Below are 19,541 nucleotides of genomic sequence, written 5' to 3'. Positions count from 1 at the left end.
AGTTTTTTTAAGCGTATAAGCTAGGAGATAAGCCAAAGAACTTTTTACTTTTGTTTCTTCCAAAATAAGGAGGGGGTAGAAATTAGGCCCATTATTAAGGCACTCATACAACTTTTTATAGGAGAAAAGCTAAATTTTTTGCTGGATAGGCTGATATTTTTTTAATATATTCTTTAGTTCGTCGGGAAGTGGTATTTTTGAGCGGGTCTGAGTATCTAGGCAAACGTGTACAGTTTTAGCTTTGCCGATCAGCACATGACCTGCTTTTTTGAAAATTTTGTAAGCAAAAGAAAAAGAGGTTGTCCCTAGATGAACCACTTCAACATGCACCTCTAATGCATCTCCTACTTTAACTGGTTTTAGATAGTCTGCTTCGGCATGTACGACTACGAAGGCAAAGGAGGAATGGTGGAAAAGGTGATCTAAAGTGATTCCTTCCTGGTCCATTAGATCTTCTAGGGCGTCATGTACAAAGCGAAATTGCTTAGCGAAATAAAGGATACCTGCCATATCCGTGTCATGCATTCTTACTTTGTTATAACTGATAAACATGTTAGGTCCTTAAGGTTTTCCTATAAATTTTTAGATGATTATTTGCTAAGTAGTCATTAAGTCCATTCTTCATAACATCTTGCATAAACTATTGAAAGGCAAAAGATGTAAAATGATAAGCGGCCACCCATGCCGGCTAGTTAAGCCTTTAATACTAAGTAGCAAATGCAAATCAAAAAACTCTGCAAATAGAAAAAATAGCTATTTGGGAGTGTTTTTGGCGCTGCAAACGCTTTATAAAATCCCCTCTAAAGCTTTATATATCCCTTAACTGCTTGCAAAGCAGATCTTCTTAATGCGGACAGTAATGGGTCAAAATCGAAGAAAAAATAAGCAGCTTCATAAATTTTTTTATGTTAAAATGCTTGACTGAGTTTATTAGCCATTTAAAATTATGGAGAATTTAGCTCGTCTTAATAAGCTTAATGGGGGAATAAATAAAAATGGCCATTCCAACGCGTACCTATTTAAATGTCCAGGGCGAACTTTCTTCGAATTGTAAAGTAGATATTGCGGAGGGGGTGTTAGTTAAAGCTTATCAAACAATGGTTTTAACACGCCGCTTAGATGAAAGAATGATAACCCTTCAACGTCAAGGAATGATTTCCTTTGCTTTAAGCTCTTTTGGCGAGGAGGCCTGCTCTGTTGCAAGTGCTGCTGCTCTTTCATTTGAAGATTGGCTTTATCCTCAATATAGGGAAAGTGGTATTATGTTTTGGCGAGGGTTTACTCCACAGCAATATATTCACCAAATGTTTTGTAACAAAGAAGATCTTATTTTGGGAAGGCAAATGCCTAATCATTTTGGATCTCGCGCTTTAAATGTTGTACAAGTATCTTCCCCTATTGGTACGCAAATTCCTCATGCTGCTGGCTGTGCTTATGCCATGAAAATTCAAAAAGAAAATACAGTTGCGGTAGCTTATTTTGGTGAAGGAGCCACTTCCGAAGGAGACTTTCATGTAGGCTTGAACTTTGCGGCAGTAAGAAAAGCTCCTGCGATTTTCTTTTGTCGAAATAATGGATATGCCATTTCTACACCAGCCGCATGTCAGTTTATTAGCGATGGAGTGGCCCCCCAAGTGATAGGAAGAAATATAACCACTTATCGGGTTGATGGTAACGATTTTTTTGCTATTTATGAAGCGGTGTCTCAAGCTAGGCAGGCATGCATAGAAGGGCAAGGTCCAGTTTTCATTGAAGCCATGACCTATCGGTTAGGAGCCCATTCTACTTCGGATGACCCTTCAGTCTATCGTCAAGAGAAAGAAGTTTTAGAGAAGCAATTAGCTTGTCCCATCACTCGCTTAAAGAATTTTTTGGAAAAGCAAGGTTTATGGGATGTGCAACGAGAGAAAAGTTATTTAGATTCTATTAATAAAGAAATTACAGAAGCCATTCAGGTGGCCAAAGAGACCGGTAGGCCTGCTTTAGATTCTCTTATAGAAGATGTATATTTTGAAGTGCCAGCTAGCCTTGCAGCTCAGTATGAAGACATCCAATCGCTTTATCATGCATAAAACCCCCATATTTGTTTAGTAGGTTAACATGGCTATCATGAACATTATTCAATCTTTAAATCACACTCTTCATCAAGAGTTTACACGTGACGCACGTTTACTAACTTTTGGTGAGGATGTAGGAGCCTTCGGAGGGGTCTTTCGCGTAACCACTGGCTTGCAAGAAAAATTTGGGGAAGAGCGTTGCTTTGATACTCCTTTGGCAGAAGCTGGCATCGTAGGTTTTGGTATAGGCATTGCACAAAAAGGCCTTAAGCCTATCTGTGAAATTCAATTTGCCGATTATATCTACCCAGCTTTTGACCAGATTGTTAACGAGATGGCTAAGATGCGTTATCGCACCGGCAACCAGTACAGCAGCGCGATGGTTATACGCACTCCCTATGGGGGAGGGATTCATGGAGGACATTATCATTCTCAATCGCCAGAGGCTTTCTTCCTTCATATTCCCGGCCTGGTGGTAGCAGTAATTTCTTCTCCTTATGATGCTAAAGGATTGCTTGCCTCTGCTATTCGTTCCAATGATCCTGTCCTGTTATTAGAACCCAAAAGGATTTACCGCTCTTTAAAGCAAGAAGTACCTGAAGAAGAATATTTAATTCCTTTTGGCCAAGCCCATGTGGAACGTGCCGGTAGGGACATAACCTTGATTGGCTGGGGAGCCCAGCATCATCAAAATAAGCAGGCGGCAGAGGAGTTGGCCCAGCAAGAAAATATTGATGTAGAAGTTATAAACCTACGTACTTTAAATCCTTTAGATATCCATACCTTAGTCGCATCAGTCAATAAGACAGGTCGCTGTGTTGTTTGCCATGAAGCGCCTTTAACTCAAGGTTTTGGTGCCGAGATTTCGGCATTGATTCATGAACATTGCTTGCTAAAACTTCAAGCACCTGTTAAACGTTGCTGCGGCTTAGACACACCTTTTCCTCATACTTTAGAGAAAGAATATTTGCCCGATACTCCTCGCGTTAAGAAGGCAATTTTAGAAACCCTTAATTACTAACGGAAGACTATATGGCTAAAATTCATACCGTGACCTTGCCTGATATTGGGGAAGGGGTTATCGAAGGAGAAGTGGTTGAATGGCTTAAAGATGTTCAGGATACTGTCTTGCAAGATGAGCCTGTCGTAATTGTGATGACTGATAAAGCTACTGTAGAACTTCCTTCCCCTTATCCTGGAAAAATAGCCAAACATTACTATAAGCCGGGGGAGATATCGATTAAAGGAAAACCTCTTTATGATATAGAATTACTTGAAGGACATACAGCAGTGCCCGCCCCTCAGTCTAGGCTTAAAGAAAGTTCTCTCCCTAAGCCTTGTCCTTTGCCTCCGCTTGCTCCTAGTCATATGAGTGCCCCTGCTCTTGCACCTGGATCATCGAACATTTTAGCTCTGCCTTCTACAAGGAAATTAGCTCAAGAGATGGGAATTGATATCTGCCAAGTTCAAGGAATGGGCAAAGCAGGTCGCGTAAGACCGGAAGATTTACGTCAATATGTTCGACCCTGGCCCAAGGAAAATTTAGATACCCCTGTTCTTCGTCTTGAAGGAGATAAAGAGCTTCCTATCATAGGCATTAAAAATTTAATGTACCAAAAAATGGTAGAATCTAAACGTAAAATTCCTCATTTTTCTTATTTTGAAAAAGCTGAGGCGACAAGACTTGTGCGTTTACGCCAAAAATTTAAAGAAGAAGGGGCTAAAAAGAATATTCAAGTCACTTATATGCCTTTTTTGCTTAAAGCTTTAAGTTTAACTTTAAATAAATTTCCTCAGTTTAATAGTTCGGTGGATCAACATAAGCTGATTATTCATCAGCATCATCATATAGGCATTGCCATGGCATCGCCATTAGGATTAATAGTACCGGTACTTAAAAATGTTCAAGCTCTTTCTTTGATCGATCTAATTTATGCTTATGAGGAACTTAAAAATAGAGCTAATACTAATAAACTTCAGCCGAGTGAGATGAAAGAAGGGACTATTACTATCAGTAACTTTGGAGTCTTAGGGGATGGTGGCCTATGGGCGACGCCTATCATTAATTATCCTGAAGTAGCTATCTTAGCCGTTAATCGTATTCAAAAACAGCCATGGGCTTGTAATAATGAAGTAGTGCTCAGGGATGTTCTTAATTTGTCATGGAGTTTTGACCATAGGATCATAGATGGCGATCAAGCGGCAGCTTTTTCTCATTATTGTGCTCATCTTATCAAAAATCCAGCCCCTCTATTGTAAAAATAGCTATTCCTAGGTTTACACATTTTAAAAAAGCTTGTTTTCCCTAGAGAGCTTTTCTATTGCTATTTTGCTTTTTTATTTGTAAATTTTTTTTGAAATAGTTAATGTACAATTTACATGATAGCTTTTATGCGTGTAGGAGGAGTATGTCGATGGATTTTATTTTAGCGGGAGCCTTGGCATTTGCCGTCTTAGCTTATTTGATATATACTCTTCTTCACCCCGAAAAATTTTAAGAGAAGATCACTTATGTCCTATGCCGAGTGGATTACACTCCTTTTCTTTCTTATTCTTCTCATAGTGTTAATCCCTGTTCTAGGTAGATATATGGCTAAAATATTTACCGATCAAAAAACTGCCGTACATTTTCTCTTAGGAGGCTTAGAGCATTTATCTTATCGCGTCAGTAGCGTAGATGCAAAAAAAGAGATGAGTTGGCTTGAATATGCGACCGCCCTTTTTATTTTCAATGGCATAAGTTTTTTAGGCCTTTTTTTTCTGCAGCTTTTTCAGCACCTCCTTCCTCTTAATCCCCAGCATTTTCCCTCAGTTCCATGGCCATTAGCCTTTAATACAGCAATCAGCTTTATTACTAATACTAACTGGCAAGCCTATGCAGGTGAAACCACGATGAGCTATTTGACGCAAATGCTCGGACTGGCCGCGCACAATTTTTTGAGCGCAGCCACTGGATTGGCTACCTTATTAGCTTTAATTCGAGGCCTTGTGAGCAAAAATACTAAACACATAGGCAATTTTTGGAGCGATCTTATCCGTTCTGTCGTTTATATACTGTTACCTCTTTCTATACTGCTAGCTTTATTATTAGTTAGCGAAGGGGTCGTTCAAACCTTTTCTCCTTACATTGAAGTCACTACTTTGGAAAATTCTCAGCAAACCATTCCTTTAGGACCCGTAGCCTCCCAGGTAGCTATTAAACAGCTGGGAACAAATGGCGGAGGCTTTTTTAATGCTAATAGTGCCCATCCTTTTGAAAATCCTTCCCTTGTTACTAATCTTTTTGAAATGCTTGCTATTTTGCTAATACCAGCGGCTTCCGTATATGCCTATGGAATCTTAATCGATGCCAAAAAGCATGCATGGAATCTTTTCGCTGTTATGATAGCTCTTTGGGTTGTAGGCTTAGGTATTTCCTTCTATGCGGAAAAACTCATGAATCTTGCTATGGATGTATCTCCTTTCCTCGAGGGAAAAGAGACCCGGCTAGGAACTAACCTTAGTCTTGTATGGGCTATGTCAACGTCAGCTACGTCAAACGGCTCAGTTAATGCTATGCTTTCTAGCCTATCGCCGCTAAGCGGAGGCATGGCTATGCTTAACATGATGCTAGGAGAGATAGTTTTTGGAGGGATAGGGGTAGGACTATGCTCGATGATCATGTTTGCCATCCTTACAGTTTTTCTTGCAGGCCTTATGGTAGGAAGGACGCCAGTCTACTTAGGTAAAAAAATTGAGAGAAAAGAAATGCAATGGTTAATGCTAGCTATTTTGATGCCTAGCTTTCTTATCCTCATAGGGAGTGGGCTCTCTTGCGTACTGCCAGAAGCCCTTACTAGCTTAGGAAATCAGGGCCCTCATGGTTTATCAGAAATTTTATATGCTTTTTCCTCAGCTGCAGGTAATAATGGTAGTGCGTTTGCTGGAATAGATGCTAATACACTTTATTACAATCTGTTCCTGGGAATAGTCATGTTAATAAGTAGGAGTTCAATAATTTTGTCTAGCCTGGCTATAGCGGGCTTACTTGCCTCCAAAAGGGCTTCCCCTCTTTCTTCCGGGGATTTTTCCATTAGCTCTCCTTTGTTCGCTTTTTTACTTTTATGTGTGATCCTTATCGTAGGAGCTTTAACATTTTTTCCTGCATGGTCGTTAGGTCCCTTAGCGGAGCATCTTTTAATGCTTAAAGGGCAGACATTTTAAATTCAGAAAAATAGATAGATGAAAATAATGTCAAATAAGGGATCAAAATTTGCGGATAAAGGAGATCGAATGCAGTTTAACCAAAAGAGCTTGCTAACTGTGAAAATTGCTGCAGATGCTCTTAAAGAAGCAATCAAGAGGCTGGCTCCTCAGGATCAATTTAAAAATCCTGTCATGTTTGTGACTTATCTTGGAGCACTGTCTACCACAGGTTATGTCATCCAGGAGGTTTTTTATCAGCAGTTAACGTGGATTAATTTGCAAATTGCTCTTTGGTTATGGTTTACAATCCTTTTTGCTAATTTTGCTCAATCCATTGCCGAAAGTAGAGGAAAAGCACAAGCAGCAAGTTTAAGAAAAACAAAAGTTCAAGCTAATGCTCGTCAAGAGATCAATGGAATAGAGATAAAAATTCCTGCAGATCAGTTAAAAAAAGGTGATGTAATAATTTGTGAAGCAGGGGATATTATTCCTACCGACGGGGATGTCATAGAAGGTGCTGCTACCATTGATGAATCAGCTATAACAGGTGAATCAGCACCTGTCATTAGAGAAAGTGGAGGAGATAGAAGCGCTGTAACGGCAGGAACTAGGGTGTTGAGCGATCGCCTGCGTATTCAAGTGACTGCAGAGCCCGGAAATAATTTTTTAGATCGCATGATACGCTTAATTGAAGGTGCCAAACGTCAGAAGACACCTAATGAAATTGCTTTGCATATCGTGCTTTCGGCTTTAAGTATTATTTTCCTTATCACCATCGCTTCCTTGAAAGCTTTTGGAGAATATAGTGCCCACGCTTCTAAGCAAGATATTTCCCAACTCCTCACCTTTCCTATTTTAGTGGCTCTGCTAATTTGCTTAATCCCTACGACCATTAGCGCATTGCTAAGTGCGGTAGGAATTGCAGGAATGGATCGTTTATTTAGGCGCAACGTAATAGCTTTAAGCGGCCGCTCGGTGGAAGCTGCAGGAGATATAGATTTGTTGATACTCGATAAAACAGGCACAATTACTATCGGCAATAGAATGGCTACAGCTTTTCTACCTGCCGTAGGCATAGATGAAAAAGCTTTTGCAGAAATTGCTCAGCTAGCTTCTTTATCTGATGAGACTCCAGAGGGCCGTTCTATTGTAGTTCTTGCTAAAAAATTATTTGGCTTAAGGGCTGAATCTTTGGATACAAGAAACTCTATCGTTGTTCCTTTCTCAGCCACTACGCGCATGAGCGGCATCGATTTCGTAGATGGTTTAGGAAAGGTTGTCCGGCGCATACGCAAAGGTTCTACAGAAGCCATTAAAAAACATCTGACAAGCTTAGGAGGGCATTATCTTGATCAGCTAGATGCTGCTATACAAACTATAGCAAGCAAAGGAGGAACACCTTTACTGGTCAGCGATGAAGATAAAATTGTAGGGATCATCCATCTTAAAGATATCATCAAAGGAGGTATCCAAGAAAGATTTGCGCAGATGCGACGCATGGGCATTCGTACTGTAATGGTTACTGGTGACAATCACTTGACCGCTGCAGCTATTGCAGCAGAAGCTGGAGTAGATGAATTTATTGCTGAAGCTACACCCGAGATAAAATTAGCAAAAATTAAAAGCGAACAAGAGAATGGAAGGCTAGTGGCTATGACAGGCGATGGCACCAATGATGCACCTGCTTTAGCTCAGGCGGATGTAGGTGTAGCAATGAATACAGGCACGCAGGCATCTAGAGAAGCTGGCAATATGGTAGATTTAGACAGCAATCCTACCAAGTTAATTGACATTGTAGAAATCGGCAAACAGATGTTGATGACAAGGGGGGCTTTAACAACTTTTAGTATAGCTAATGATGTAGCTAAATATTTTGCCATCATTCCAGCGATCTTTGGAGCATTGTATATAGGAGATAAAGGAGGCTCTGGCCCTCTGTCTGTACTTAACATTATGGGCTTAAATTCACCTCAGAGTGCTGTTTTAAGTGCTATTATTTTTAATGCTTTAATCATCGTGGCTTTAATACCTCTAGCTTTAAGAGGAATCCAATATAATGCTCAGTCGGCACAAGCTTTGTTAAGAAATAATCTCCTCATCTATGGATTAGGAGGACTTGTGGCTCCTTTTGTAGGAATAAAACTTATCGATATTTTAATCACCTTTTTTAGCTTTGTAGAGTGAGAGAGTTTATATGTTAAGAATTTGGATTAGCTTCAAAATGTTTCTGTGGCTAACAGCTTTAACAGGAATTATCTACCCTTTCTTCATTACTTTTATAGCGTATCTAACTATCAAAAATAAAGCTGAAGGGGATTTTATTTCTTTTAATGGAAAGGTGGTAGGAGCTGCCTTGATCGGGCAAAACTTTGAAAGTAATCGCTATTTCTGGGGACGCCCCTCGGCAAATAATTATAATCCTTTAGCATCAGGTGGGAGTAACCTAAGCCCTACCAGCGAGGCTTTAAAAAAAGTTATTGAAAAACGTAAAGCAAAGATAAAAAAAACCTACGATGAGAAAAGTGATCGCTTAATTCCTAGCGAGTTACTTTGTGCTTCGGCCAGCGGATTAGATCCCCATATTTCTCCGCAAACCGCCTACTTTCAGGTAGAACGAGTAATCAAAGCAAGAGGTTGGAATGAAAATAATAAAGAGGCTATTTTTCGACTCATCGAAGCATCAATAGAATTGCCGCGCTGGGGCTTCCTAGGCGCGCCTTATATTAACGTGCTAAAACTTAATTTAGCTTTAGATGCATGGGATAAAGCTCAAAAGGAATGATAAATTTTATAAAGGGAAAAAAAAAGGCACAATAAGCTTTTTAATCTTTTCAGCTTCGTTTTTTTTTAACGCATTTTATTTTATGGATAGACTTAAATTTCTCTAAATTTATAAAAAAGATTATTTCTTAAAAACATTTTTTAAATTATCAAAATTATTAAAAAATTAAGCTGTTTAACTTAGAACGCGATTAAGATAAACTAACTTTATCCTAAAGAGTTAAATCCTCACGAATAGCAGGGCCTGCACCTATTATAGGCAAGGAAAAGGCAGGCAAACCATCCAAGCACTTCAAGTAACAGTTACTTAATGCTATCTTTTGCATTCTAAAAAGAGAATGACCTATCTTCTTATCCCGCCTTTCGTTAATCATAATAATAGCGCTCTACTCTTTTGAGTGGCAGAATGTTGGATGGGAATTTGCCCAACACCGACTAAGTCTTTCTCTCTTCGGCAGAATGCGCCTTAGCTTGAGAAAAAAGCAGTAATAAATTAACTCATAAAATGTTTTTTTTTAGCCGCGTAGAAGATTAGTTTTTTTTAATAAAGTTTTATTGATTTTATAAGATATAGTTGCTAATATTATTTAATTTAAAGAATAAGTGGGGTTAAAATGAACCTAAGCGGTTTTTCTCAATTGTGTATATGGATTGATCGTAAGGCTGATTACGTGCCTATAATCAGTACGGTGACTAATCTAGTCAATATTTTCCAAAAATGTGTTTATGGATCGAACCAGCAAGAAGGAAACTTATCTTTAAGCAATAATTATTACCGGTATCTTAATAAAAAAAGTTTTAGACGTTGCATTGTTTTATTGGTCCCCATTTTAGGAAATATATGGGTGGGAATTTGGGATATTACTCAGTATAGACTTGATAATAAGAACTTAAAACCGCTAAAAGTAGGCCAAACGATTAACTCGCCCCAAGATGCTGGGAAAGAAATTAATAATGAATCGGCACCATGGGTTACTGCCCAAGAAGATGACTTAAAGCTTGGCAATCTCAGCGAGGAGTTTAAAAAAGTTAAGGCTACCGCCCTTGCTGACATGCAGAAAAATGGATGGGAGCTTTCTCAAGCTAGCGAAGATTTTAGAAAAGATCAAGATATTGTATTGGCTGCTGTTAAGCAAAGCGGCTTGGTTCTTAAATATTCTCATCCAGAATTACATAATAATAAAAAAATTGTACTTGCCGCTGTTAGCCAAGATGGCTTAGCTCTTAAGTATGCTAGCCAAGAACTTAGGAGTGATAAGGAAGTCGTACTTGCCGCTGTTAGCCAAGATGGCTTAGCTCTTGAGCATGCTAGCCAAGAGCTTAAAAATAATAGAGAAGTGGTGATTGCTGCCGTTACACAAAATGGCGCATCTCTTAAGTATGTTAGCCAAGCTCTTAAAAACGACAGGGAGGTCGTGCTTGCTGCTATTCGGCATCAAGACCCTGCCCTCCAGTACCTTGATAAAACGGTGATAAATAATGAGCAATTTGTGCTTGTTGATTTTAAGCATCGATGCTTGACTATCCAGTATGGGGGCAAAAAAGTTAAGAACGACGAAGAGGTCATGCTTGCTGCTGTCCAGCAGGATGGTTTAGCTCTTGAATATGCCAGTGAAGAAATTAAAGACAATAGAAAAGTCGTGCTTGCTGCCATTCAGCAAGATCCTCGGGCACTTCAGTATGCCTCCTGGGTCCTAAGAGATGATAAATTTTTGCTGCTTACTGCTGTTCGGCAAGCTGGCGATCTACTCTTTTATGCCAGCCCATGGATTAAAAGTAATAAAGATATTGTGCTTGAGGCCGTTCAGCAAGACGGTTGGGCACTTAAACACGCTGGAGAAGATCTTAAGAATAATAAAGATGTGGTAGTTGCCGCAGTTCAGCAAAACGGTTGGGCACTTCAGCATGTTGGAGAAAAACTTAAGAATGATAAAGAGGTGGTAGTTGCCGCCGTTAAGCAAAACGGCCAAGCTCTTCAGTATGCTGGAGAAGATCTTAAGAATGATAAAGAGGTGGTACTTGCTGCCGTTCAGCAAAAAGGCTGGGCACTTCAGCATGTTGGAGAAAAACTTAAGAATGATAAAGAGGTGGTACTTACGGCCGTTAAGCAAAACGGCCAGGCTCTTCAGTATGCTAGCCACAAGCTGCGAAACGATAAGAAAGTCGTTCTTGCCGCTGTTAAGCAAGATGGCATGGCTCTTCATTATGCTAGTGAGCAACTTCAAAAAGATAATGAGCTCCTTAAGCTATGTAACAAGTAAATGATTAATTGTGGTTTTGTCAGGGAGGGAGCGCTCAACAGAAACGCTATTACTAATTCAAAGCAATGAGGACTTCTGTTCTGCAGGAAAATTGCATGAAGATTTTACTTACCGTTTGGCATTTTCCTCATGTAATCTTGATTCCATCGGCTTTTGCTTTCTTACCCTTAATTCCTACTTTTGTTTTTGCACCAGCTTTTAATAAATTCATTGTACGCCTTTTAAAACAGATAAAATTACACGGCTGAAGCCCTCAAGCCTGGCTTTTATCTTCCTCATATAAGCTATCTAATATGCTTTTAAGAAGGTGTCCCAAAACTCTCGCTTATTGATAAAATGAAAGCAAATTCAAAAATAGGTTTCCGGGCACCTTTTTACATTTTCTTGCCTATTTTGCTTTTTTTATGTATATAAAAGTGCCTAAAAAGTAAATAAAATAAAGCATAAAGCTTAAAAGAGTCTATACCCTGAATCCTAACCCTTCTATTACCATTGAGCATTTACCTAATGAAATACTAACTTCTATTTTAACGGTTTGCACCTCGCCTGCCTTAGTTAGCGTTTGTACAAGATGGCGGCATCTGGTGAACGCAGAAATAATGCCCTCTCTTTATAAGCAAATAGGTAAGATACATTTTCCTCAACGAGATATTAGCGAACAGACTTTTATTTTAGATAGGATTTATAAGCTAGAAGAAGAGCTTACTGAAACAGCAAAGATAAATGCTATCTTTAAGCAGATCTTTAGTTTAGCTAACTCACTTTCTCCTGTAGAGTTAGAATTTAAGTGGAAAACTGAGGAAAAAAGGTATTTTAACCTGGCTAATTATTCTTCTTATCTTATAAATATTAACCGCCTCTTAATGTGGAAAAACCTTCCTGATGGCACAAAATACTTAGAGTAAGAAAAAATTAGGTATTTGCCTCTAGCAAAAAAAGGAGAGCTTTTCAGAGAGTGGATGGAAAGATATGGCCAAGATATTGAAGAGTTATACTTAAGCAAGATTAGCCTGACCTTTTTACCTCCAGAGATAGGGCTGCTTTCTCAGCTGTGGCGGCTTGACTTAAACAACAACCAGCTTACCTTCCTTCCGGCAGAGATAGGGCGGCTTTCTCAACGGGAATACCTTTGCTTAGAGGATAACCAACTTACCACTCTTCCTGCTGAAATAGGGCTGCTTTCTCAGCTGAAAAGGCTTTACTTATTCGATAATCAGCTCACCTCCCTTCCGGCAGAGATTCGGCACCTTTCTCAGCTAGAAGAGCTTCACTTACCATGTAACCAGTTTGCGTCTCTTTTGGCAGAGAGTGGGCAGCTTTCTCATATCTATCTAATTTGCTTAAATCATAACTAGCTTACCACCCTCCCTTCAGAGATAGGGCAGCTTTCGCGGCTGCAATGGCTTCCCTTAAATAATAACCATCTCACTGCCCTTACTGCAGAAATAGCACTGTGCTTTAAAGATTTAGATTTTAAGTTAGACGGAAATCTGCTGGAAAACATACCAGAGGAATTAAAACAACGTTTTGAGCTGTAGTTGAAAAGTATCTGTCTTCCTCACCTATAACATTTAAAGGGCACATTGGCAAGCTTAGAAAGTTTTAAATATATAGAGAGCTTTTGATTTACTATAGAGGCGTAGGATCTAAAGGTCTGCTTCTCTGCTAAAAACTCGGAAAGAATTTCTCCACGCTTTTTATATTTCTCTGTTTTCCACGCTTAAATATTGAAAATTGATTCCTACTATTTTCTTGCTTATTCTGCTTTTTCTATGTATAGATAATCCCCTGCAGAATGGATAAAATATATATGTATACATCTTAAAGAGCCATATTATGAACCCCAGCTCTTCTATCACCATTGAAAACCTACCTAATGAAATACTAGCGCCTATCTTAAAGGCTTGTGCTAGCCCCTCCCTCTTTAGTGTTTGTACAAGATGGCGACATCTGTTGGCTACGGAAGTCATGCCCTCTCTTTATAGGCAAATAGGTAACATTCATTTTCCTCAAGGGAGGATTAAAGAACAGGCTCATATTTTAGATAGGGTTTATAAGCTAGAGAATGGGCTTTGTGAAGGAGAGAAAGCCAAGGCAATTTTTAAGCAAACTTTTGTTCTAGCTAGAACTCTTGCTCCTATGGAGTTAGAATTTCAATGGAAAACCAAGGAAAAGAGGCGTTATACGTTAGCTAATTATTCGTTTTACCTTATAAATATTAATCGCTTATTAATGTGGAAAAAACTTCCTGGTGGAGAGGAATACCTAAGTCAAGAAAACATTAAGTACTTGCCTTTAGAAAAACAAGGAGAGCTTCTTAGAGATTGGATCGAAAGATATGGCAAAGGGATTACAATGGTAAATTTAATGTCTACCGGCTTGACATTTTTACCTCCAGAGATTGGACAACTTTCGCAGCTGCGAAATCTTGACTTAAGCCACAACCATCTCACAGCCCTTCCTGCAGAGATAGGAAAGCTTTCTCAACTGCAATACCTTGGCTTAACTAACAACCATCTCACAGCCCTTCCTGCAGAGATAGGAAAGCTTTCTCAGTTGCCGGAGCTTAACCTAAGTGACAACCAACTGACTTCCCTTCCTGCAGAGATAGGACAGCTTTCGAAGCTACAGAAGCTTTTCTTAAAAAACAACCATCTCACTGCCCTTCCTGCAGAGATAGGGAAGCTTTCTCAGCTGGAATATCTTTACTTAAACAACAACGAGCTTACTTCTCTTCCTGCCGAGATAGGACAGCTTTCTCGTCTGGAAATACTCCAATTAGAGTACAATCATCTCACTGTCCTTCCTGCGAAGATAGGGAAGCTATCGCAGCTTAAAGAGCTTGACCTAACCAGCAACCAGATTACTTTCCTTCCAGGGGCGATAGGACAGCTTTCGCAGCTGCGAAACCTTGACTTAAGGCTCAATCAACTTACCTTCCTTCCAGCAGAGATAGGATATCTTTCTCAACTGCAAGAGCTTAAGCTAAGCCAAAACCGGCTTACCAGCCTTCCGCCAAAGATAGGGCAGTTATCGCAACTGCGAATGCTTAGCTTAAGCTACAACCAGTTTACGTCTCTTCCGGCAGAGATAGGGAAGCTTTCTCAGCTTAAAGAGCTTGACCTAATCAGCAACCAGATTACCTTCCTTCCAGCAGAGATAGGACAGCTTTCGCAGCTAAAAGTACTCCAATTAGAGGACAACCTCCTTACTTTCCTCCCTGCAGAGATAGGGCAGCTTTCTTGGCTAGAAATACTCCAATTAGAGGGCAACCAGCTTACCTCCCTCCCTGTGAAGATAATGCAGCTCTCTAAGCTGCAAAAGCTTAACCTAAGCTACAACCGGCTTACTTCCCTTCCTGCAGAGATAAGGCAGCTCTCTAAGCTGCAAGAGCTTAGCCTAAACGACAACCTGCTTGCCTCCCTCCCTGCAGAGATAGGGCAGCTCTCTAAGCTGCAAGAGCTTAATCTAACCGACAATGAGCTTATCTTCCTCCCTGCAGAGATCGGGCAATTGTCTGAGCTGCAAGGGCTTTACTTAAATCAAAACAAGCTCACCAGTCTTCCTGCAGAAATCGGGCAATTGTCTGAGCTGCAAATGCTTGAATTAAACCAAAACCAGCTTACCTCCCTCCCTGCAGAGATAAGGCAGCTCTCTAAGCTCCAAAGCCTTTACCTAGGTAATACCCAGCTTACCTCTCTTCCTAAAGAGATTTGGCAACTTTCGCAGCTGGGAAACCTTGATTTAAGCCACAACCAGCTTACCTCCCTTCCTAAAGAGATTTGGCAGCTATCCCAGCTGCAAAACCTTAACTTAAGCCGCAACTATCTCGCTGTTATTCCTAAAGAGATTTGGCAGCTCCCGCAATTGCAATATCTTATATTAAGCAACAACCAGCTTACCATGATCCCTAAAGAAATTTGCCAGCTCTCGCAATTGCAATACCTTGACTTAAGCCACAACCCTCTCACTGCCCTTCCTCCAGAGATAGGGCAGCTGGCCCAGCTGCGGAGCCTTAACTTAGTGAATACGCAGCTTACCTCTCTTCCAGCAGAGATATGGCAGCTCTCTGTGCTGTATGAGCTTAACCTAAGCAGCAACCAACTCACCACTCTTTCTGCACAGATAGGGCAGCTTTCGCAGCTGGGAAACATTGACTTAAGCCACAACCCTCTCACTGCCCTTCCTCCAGAGATAGGGCAGCTTGCCCAGCTACGAGGTCTTAGTTTAGCGAATACCCAGCTTACCTCTCTTCCAGCAGAGATAGGGCAACTCTCTCAGCTGCAAGGGCTTAACTTAAGCGGCAACCAACTCACCGCTCTTTCTGCACAGATAGGGCAGCTTTCGCAGCTGGGAAATCTTGACTTAAGCCACAACCATCTCGCTGTTATTCCTAAAGAGATTTGGCAGCTCTCGCGATTGCAATGCCTTGTATTAAGCAACAACCAGCTTACCTCTCTTCCAGCAGAGATAGGCCAACTCTCTCAGCTGGCAAACCTTGACTTAAGCAACAACCATCTCGCCACCCTTCCTTCAGAGATTTGGCAGCTTTTGCAGCTGCGAGACCTTAACTTAAACCGCAACCCTCTCACTGCCCTTCCTCCAGGGATAGGGCAGCTTTGGCAGTTATGGGAGCTTGGCTTGCAGGACACCCAGCTTACCTCTCTTCCAGCAGAGATAGGCCAACTCTCTCAGCTGACAAAGCTTGACTTAAGCAACAACCAACTCACCACTCTTCCGGTACAGATAGGGCAGCTTTCGCGGCTGCAAAACTTTCACTTAAGCCACAACCAGCTTACCACTCTTCCTGCAGAGATTGGGCAGCTACCTGAGCGGCTAGATCTTAAGTTAGGCGGAAATCTGCTTGAGGATATTCCCGAGGAGTTGAAGCAGCGTTTTAGGCTATAGCTGAAAAAATATCTGCCTCCTCACCTATAATGTTAAAAGGGCAAATTGCTGACTTAGAAAGTTTTAAGGATTTAGAGAAAGAATTTTTGCTTTATGGTGTAAGAGGTCTTGCAGCGTAAATGACCTAATAGCTTGCCTGCTTAAAGAGGAGTCTTGCATTAAGCTTATCACCAAAGTTAGCATCCGCTGTTCTTTGAACATTGCTTTTTAGGCATGGCAAGCTATGCCATCTTATTCATCGCCAAATGATGTAGCATATAGTGCCCTTTTGGGCAACTTTTTATGCAGTCATATACTTAATAAAAAGCTTGCCTTTACGAGGAGAGTTAGCTTGGAGAAAGGTTGATTTCTTTTTTATTTATATAAACATAAGTTTTTTAAAGTTGCGATTTTGCTCGCTGCTAGGCTAGCGTCACTAGAGCGAAAATTTCCTTTAAACTTCTTTTAAAGCGGTGTATCACCCTTTTGGCAAGCGATCTTTGAGGATAGCCGCAAAGTTTCAAGCTGCCTGGCCTCATTGTCTCCTCCTAAACCTTTAACGACTTTAAGGCATTATATCCTTTAAAAAAACTACGTCTGCATAACCGGAAAAAAATAACCTTTTTTCAGGCTGACTCTATCCTTAAAAACAAGCTTTTTATTAAGTATATAATTACATAAAGAGTTGCTCGAAAGCGTATTATTTCTTTCTTTCCCAGCTCGTCTGGCTCTTGGCTTTAAATCTTTCTTCTCTTCTTGGAGGTACTAAAGGATCTATACCTTGAACATAAGATGATCGATAGAAAGCTCGCTTATCGTAGGCACTATCTCCATAAGCGGTTTTTGTGCTCTTAGGTAGATTGGGGATCATTTGGCTCGCCACTAAATCATCAGCTTTATTACTTTACGCCAATTTACTTAAAAATAATTTCATGCGAATCTGGACAAATGCTTAAGTAAATCTTTCTCCAAGTCTTCCGCTTTGCTTTGCCAGGCTGGCGCACTTTCCGCTCTCCTTTACCATAGCTTTCATCCAAGAGGAAGTAAAGGCTGCGTTTGTCAGACACTTTAAGGCTTGGCCCCTTCAAATTTCTGTCCAAGCTTTTTAGCACGCCTATAGATGCGGGTGTAGCAGGGAAAAGGCAGCCTTAAAGGCCAGCAAGACAATCAATGTTAAAAAAAAATCTTAGAATAGCTCAGGAGAGGCAAATGATAAACGGCTTTAATCATCAGCATGCATAGGATAGCGACAGGGGAGTAAATGTTTGAGTGCTCCTTCTCCCTTTAAGCTTATATTTTTCCTTCACCCTTTAATGCCCCCATCCGACAACCATAAAGTAATGCTTCCTCTTTGTATTAAAGCTTTGTTATAATGGAGTCAATTACGTAGGCGATAAGGGAAGAGGGCTTTTTTGATAGCTTGCCTATATTCTTGTTTTTGCAAACTAAATTTTATAGCTCTTAAGCGTTAAAGAGCAATCTTAATCGTCTACGCTTCTTGCCATTTATGCAACAATGCCCATGAGGGGCATATTTAAATGTGACTGAAATTAAGAAATGTTTATCCCGTTTTTTGCTAAAAGATTTTCAATAATTACAGTGTAGCTTATACTCCGATAGTGCATTTTTAATTTTTTGTAGTCAGAGAGCGTTTAAGAAATAAATGTTTTTAAATAGATTAGAAGTTTCTTTTATTAAATTTAACTATTTATTTAAAAAAAAGATAACCTCTGCATTAGGTTAATAAACAATATAAGGTGCCATGTAAATGAATTCTTTATCTAAAGTCTGCCTGTTTATAGATCATAAGGCTGACTATATACCTATCTTTAGCACGGTGACTAATTTAGTCGATATCTTTCAAAAAGCTGTTATTTTACTCTTTAAGCAAAAAGAGACCAAAAATCTTTACTATGCTCATCTTAATCAAAAAAGTTTTAAACGGTGTGTAACTTTGTTGATTCCTGTATTAGGAAATATAATGGTGGGGATCTGGGACGTTACTCATAAGAAAGAAATTGATAAAAAAATTCTGCATACTGCTGCTCAAAAGAATAACAAAGCTTTTAAGAAGGCTATTCCCGCATTCTCGAATGATAGAGAATCTGTGCTTACCGCTGTCCAGCAAAGTGATTTGGCGCTTCAGCCTACTAACAAAGAGTTTCAAAGTGATGAAGGAGCCTCTCTTGCTGCTGTTCAGAAAAATAGCTTAACCCTTCCGTCTTCCCCCCAAGGGCTTCAAATTGATAGGGAAGCCCCTCTTGTTGCTGCTCAGAAAAATGGCTCAACGCTTCAATCTGCTCTTCAAGGGCTTCAAAGCGATAGGGAGGCCCTTCTTGCTGCTGTTCAGAAAAACGGCTTGGCCCTTCAATTTGCTCCCGCAGAGCTTCAAAACGATAGAGAGATCGTTCTTAGTGCTGTCCAGAAAAATGGCTTGGCGCTTCAGTATGCTAGCCAAGAACTTGCAAACGATAAAGAAATCGTTCTTACTGCTGTCCAGAAAAATGGCTTGGCGCTTCAGTATGCTGGCTTAAAACTTCAAAATGATAGAGAAGTCGTTCTTGATGCTATTCAGCAAGACGATTTAGCGTTTCAGTACGCTAGTCCTGAACTTCGAGATAATAAAGAATTTGTCCTTGCTGCTGTTCAACATAAGAGTTTGGTGCTTCAGTATGCTAGCCAAGAGCTTCAAAATGATAAAGAAGTCGTTCTTGCTGCCGTTAAGAAATTCGGCTGGGCGCTCCAGTATGCTAGTCCCGAGCTTCGAAATAGTAGAAAAGTTGTTTTTGCTGCCGTTAAGCAATTCGGTTGGGCGCTTCAGTATGCTAACCAAAAATTTCGGCAGGATAAAAAAATTATTCTTGCTGCTGTGCAGCAAAACGGCTGGGCTCTTCAGTATGCTAGCCAAAAGCTTCAAAACGATAGAGAAGTTGTAGTTGCTGCAGTCCAGTGTAATGGTCGGGCCCTTCAACATGCTAGCCTGGAGCTTCGAAATAATAGAGAAGTTGTAATCATTGCTGTTCAGCAAGACGGTTTGGCGCTTGAGTATGCTAGCCAAAAGCTTCAGAACGATAGGAGAGTCGTTCTTGAGGCTGTTAAGCAAGATGGCTGGGCGCTTCAATATGCTAGTGAGAAATTACAGAAAGATGAAGAGCTTCTTGAGCTATCTAGCAAGTAATGATTTAATCATGCCTAAGGGTGGAGCGCCTAAGAAGTACTGTTATTCATTTGAAACAAGATAAGACTTTGTTTTTTTAATCCCTTACTTTACCTCTTGCAAGTATCTAGATCAAACAGGCACCCTTTTAGCTGAGCTCCTAGCTCTTTTTTGACAGCTTTCCCCATTAGAATCGTTTAAAATAGATCTGCC

14 protein-coding genes are annotated in these 19,541 nt (G+C 40.2%); 12 read left to right on the top strand and 2 right to left on the bottom strand.

What is annotated here, in order from left to right:
* Positions 1 to 129: 129 nt before the first annotated feature.
* On the bottom strand, positions 130 to 552 hold the full coding sequence (locus NEOC65_RS07705; protein ID WP_213151997.1) for an acyl-CoA thioesterase: 423 nt from the start codon (positions 550 to 552) through the stop codon (positions 130 to 132).
* 443 nt (positions 553 to 995) lie between these two features.
* Here NEOC65_RS07705 and NEOC65_RS07700 point away from each other — a divergent pair, with 443 nt between their 5' ends.
* From NEOC65_RS07700 to kdpC, 7 genes are all read left to right on the top strand, one after another.
* The gene (locus NEOC65_RS07700) at positions 996 to 2,072 is read left to right on the top strand and encodes a thiamine pyrophosphate-dependent dehydrogenase E1 component subunit alpha (protein WP_166154919.1); all 1,077 of its coding nucleotides are present in this window, start codon (positions 996 to 998) and stop codon (positions 2,070 to 2,072) included.
* Positions 2,073 to 2,100: 28 nt separating this feature from the next.
* Positions 2,101 to 3,078 (top strand): alpha-ketoacid dehydrogenase subunit beta, encoded by a 978-nt coding sequence (locus NEOC65_RS07695; RefSeq protein WP_166154921.1) that lies wholly within the window; start codon positions 2,101 to 2,103, stop codon positions 3,076 to 3,078.
* Positions 3,079 to 3,089: 11 nt separating this feature from the next.
* The gene (locus NEOC65_RS07690; protein ID WP_213156176.1) at positions 3,090 to 4,316 is read left to right on the top strand and encodes a dihydrolipoamide acetyltransferase family protein; all 1,227 of its coding nucleotides are present in this window, start codon (positions 3,090 to 3,092) and stop codon (positions 4,314 to 4,316) included.
* 149 nt (positions 4,317 to 4,465) lie between these two features.
* Complete coding sequence (locus NEOC65_RS07685; RefSeq protein ID WP_213151992.1) at positions 4,466 to 4,555, top strand: potassium-transporting ATPase subunit F; 90 nt, start codon at positions 4,466 to 4,468, stop codon at positions 4,553 to 4,555.
* 13 nt (positions 4,556 to 4,568) lie between these two features.
* Positions 4,569 to 6,260, top strand: coding sequence for a potassium-transporting ATPase subunit KdpA (kdpA, locus tag NEOC65_RS07680; protein ID WP_213156175.1), 1,692 nt, complete (start codon positions 4,569 to 4,571; stop codon positions 6,258 to 6,260).
* A gap of 69 nt (positions 6,261 to 6,329) precedes the next feature.
* Positions 6,330 to 8,426, top strand: coding sequence for a potassium-transporting ATPase subunit KdpB (kdpB, locus tag NEOC65_RS07675; protein ID WP_166154929.1), 2,097 nt, complete (start codon positions 6,330 to 6,332; stop codon positions 8,424 to 8,426).
* Positions 8,427 to 8,436: 10 nt separating this feature from the next.
* Positions 8,437 to 9,024 carry a potassium-transporting ATPase subunit KdpC gene (gene kdpC, locus NEOC65_RS07670; protein WP_249299117.1) on the top strand — a complete coding sequence of 196 codons (588 nt, stop codon included), beginning with the start codon at positions 8,437 to 8,439 and terminating at the stop codon, positions 9,022 to 9,024.
* 211 nt (positions 9,025 to 9,235) lie between these two features.
* Here the strand turns inward: kdpC and NEOC65_RS07665 are convergent, their stop codons facing one another.
* Complete coding sequence (locus NEOC65_RS07665; RefSeq protein ID WP_166154933.1) at positions 9,236 to 9,397, bottom strand: hypothetical protein; 162 nt, start codon at positions 9,395 to 9,397, stop codon at positions 9,236 to 9,238.
* A 240-nt stretch (positions 9,398 to 9,637) separates the two neighbouring features.
* Between NEOC65_RS07665 and NEOC65_RS07660 the strand changes: the two genes are divergently transcribed.
* The 5 genes from NEOC65_RS07660 (at position 9,638) to NEOC65_RS07640 (ending at position 19,349) form a co-directional block, all read left to right on the top strand.
* Positions 9,638 to 11,284 (top strand): DUF4116 domain-containing protein, encoded by a 1,647-nt coding sequence (locus NEOC65_RS07660; RefSeq protein ID WP_213156174.1) that lies wholly within the window; start codon positions 9,638 to 9,640, stop codon positions 11,282 to 11,284.
* 584 nt (positions 11,285 to 11,868) lie between these two features.
* Positions 11,869 to 12,189, top strand: a complete 321-nt coding sequence (locus tag NEOC65_RS07655) for a hypothetical protein (RefSeq protein ID WP_213151984.1) — start codon at positions 11,869 to 11,871, stop codon at positions 12,187 to 12,189.
* A gap of 54 nt (positions 12,190 to 12,243) precedes the next feature.
* A complete protein-coding gene (locus NEOC65_RS07650) occupies positions 12,244 to 12,639 on the top strand; it encodes a leucine-rich repeat domain-containing protein (RefSeq protein WP_213156173.1) in 396 nt (131 codons plus the stop codon).
* Between the two features lie 481 nt (positions 12,640 to 13,120).
* Positions 13,121 to 16,192 carry a leucine-rich repeat domain-containing protein gene (locus tag NEOC65_RS07645; RefSeq protein WP_213156172.1) on the top strand — a complete coding sequence of 1,024 codons (3,072 nt, stop codon included), beginning with the start codon at positions 13,121 to 13,123 and terminating at the stop codon, positions 16,190 to 16,192.
* Positions 16,193 to 17,939: 1,747 nt separating this feature from the next.
* Positions 17,940 to 19,349: a DUF4116 domain-containing protein gene (locus tag NEOC65_RS07640; protein ID WP_213156171.1), complete on the top strand. Its 1,410-nt coding sequence runs from the start codon at positions 17,940 to 17,942 to the stop codon at positions 19,347 to 19,349.
* Positions 19,350 to 19,541: the final 192 nt, after the last annotated feature.

The organism is Neochlamydia sp. AcF65 (assembly GCF_018342435.1).
GTDB lineage: Bacteria > Chlamydiota > Chlamydiia > Chlamydiales > Parachlamydiaceae > Neochlamydia.
This window is presented reverse-complemented; position numbering and strand designations above follow the sequence as displayed.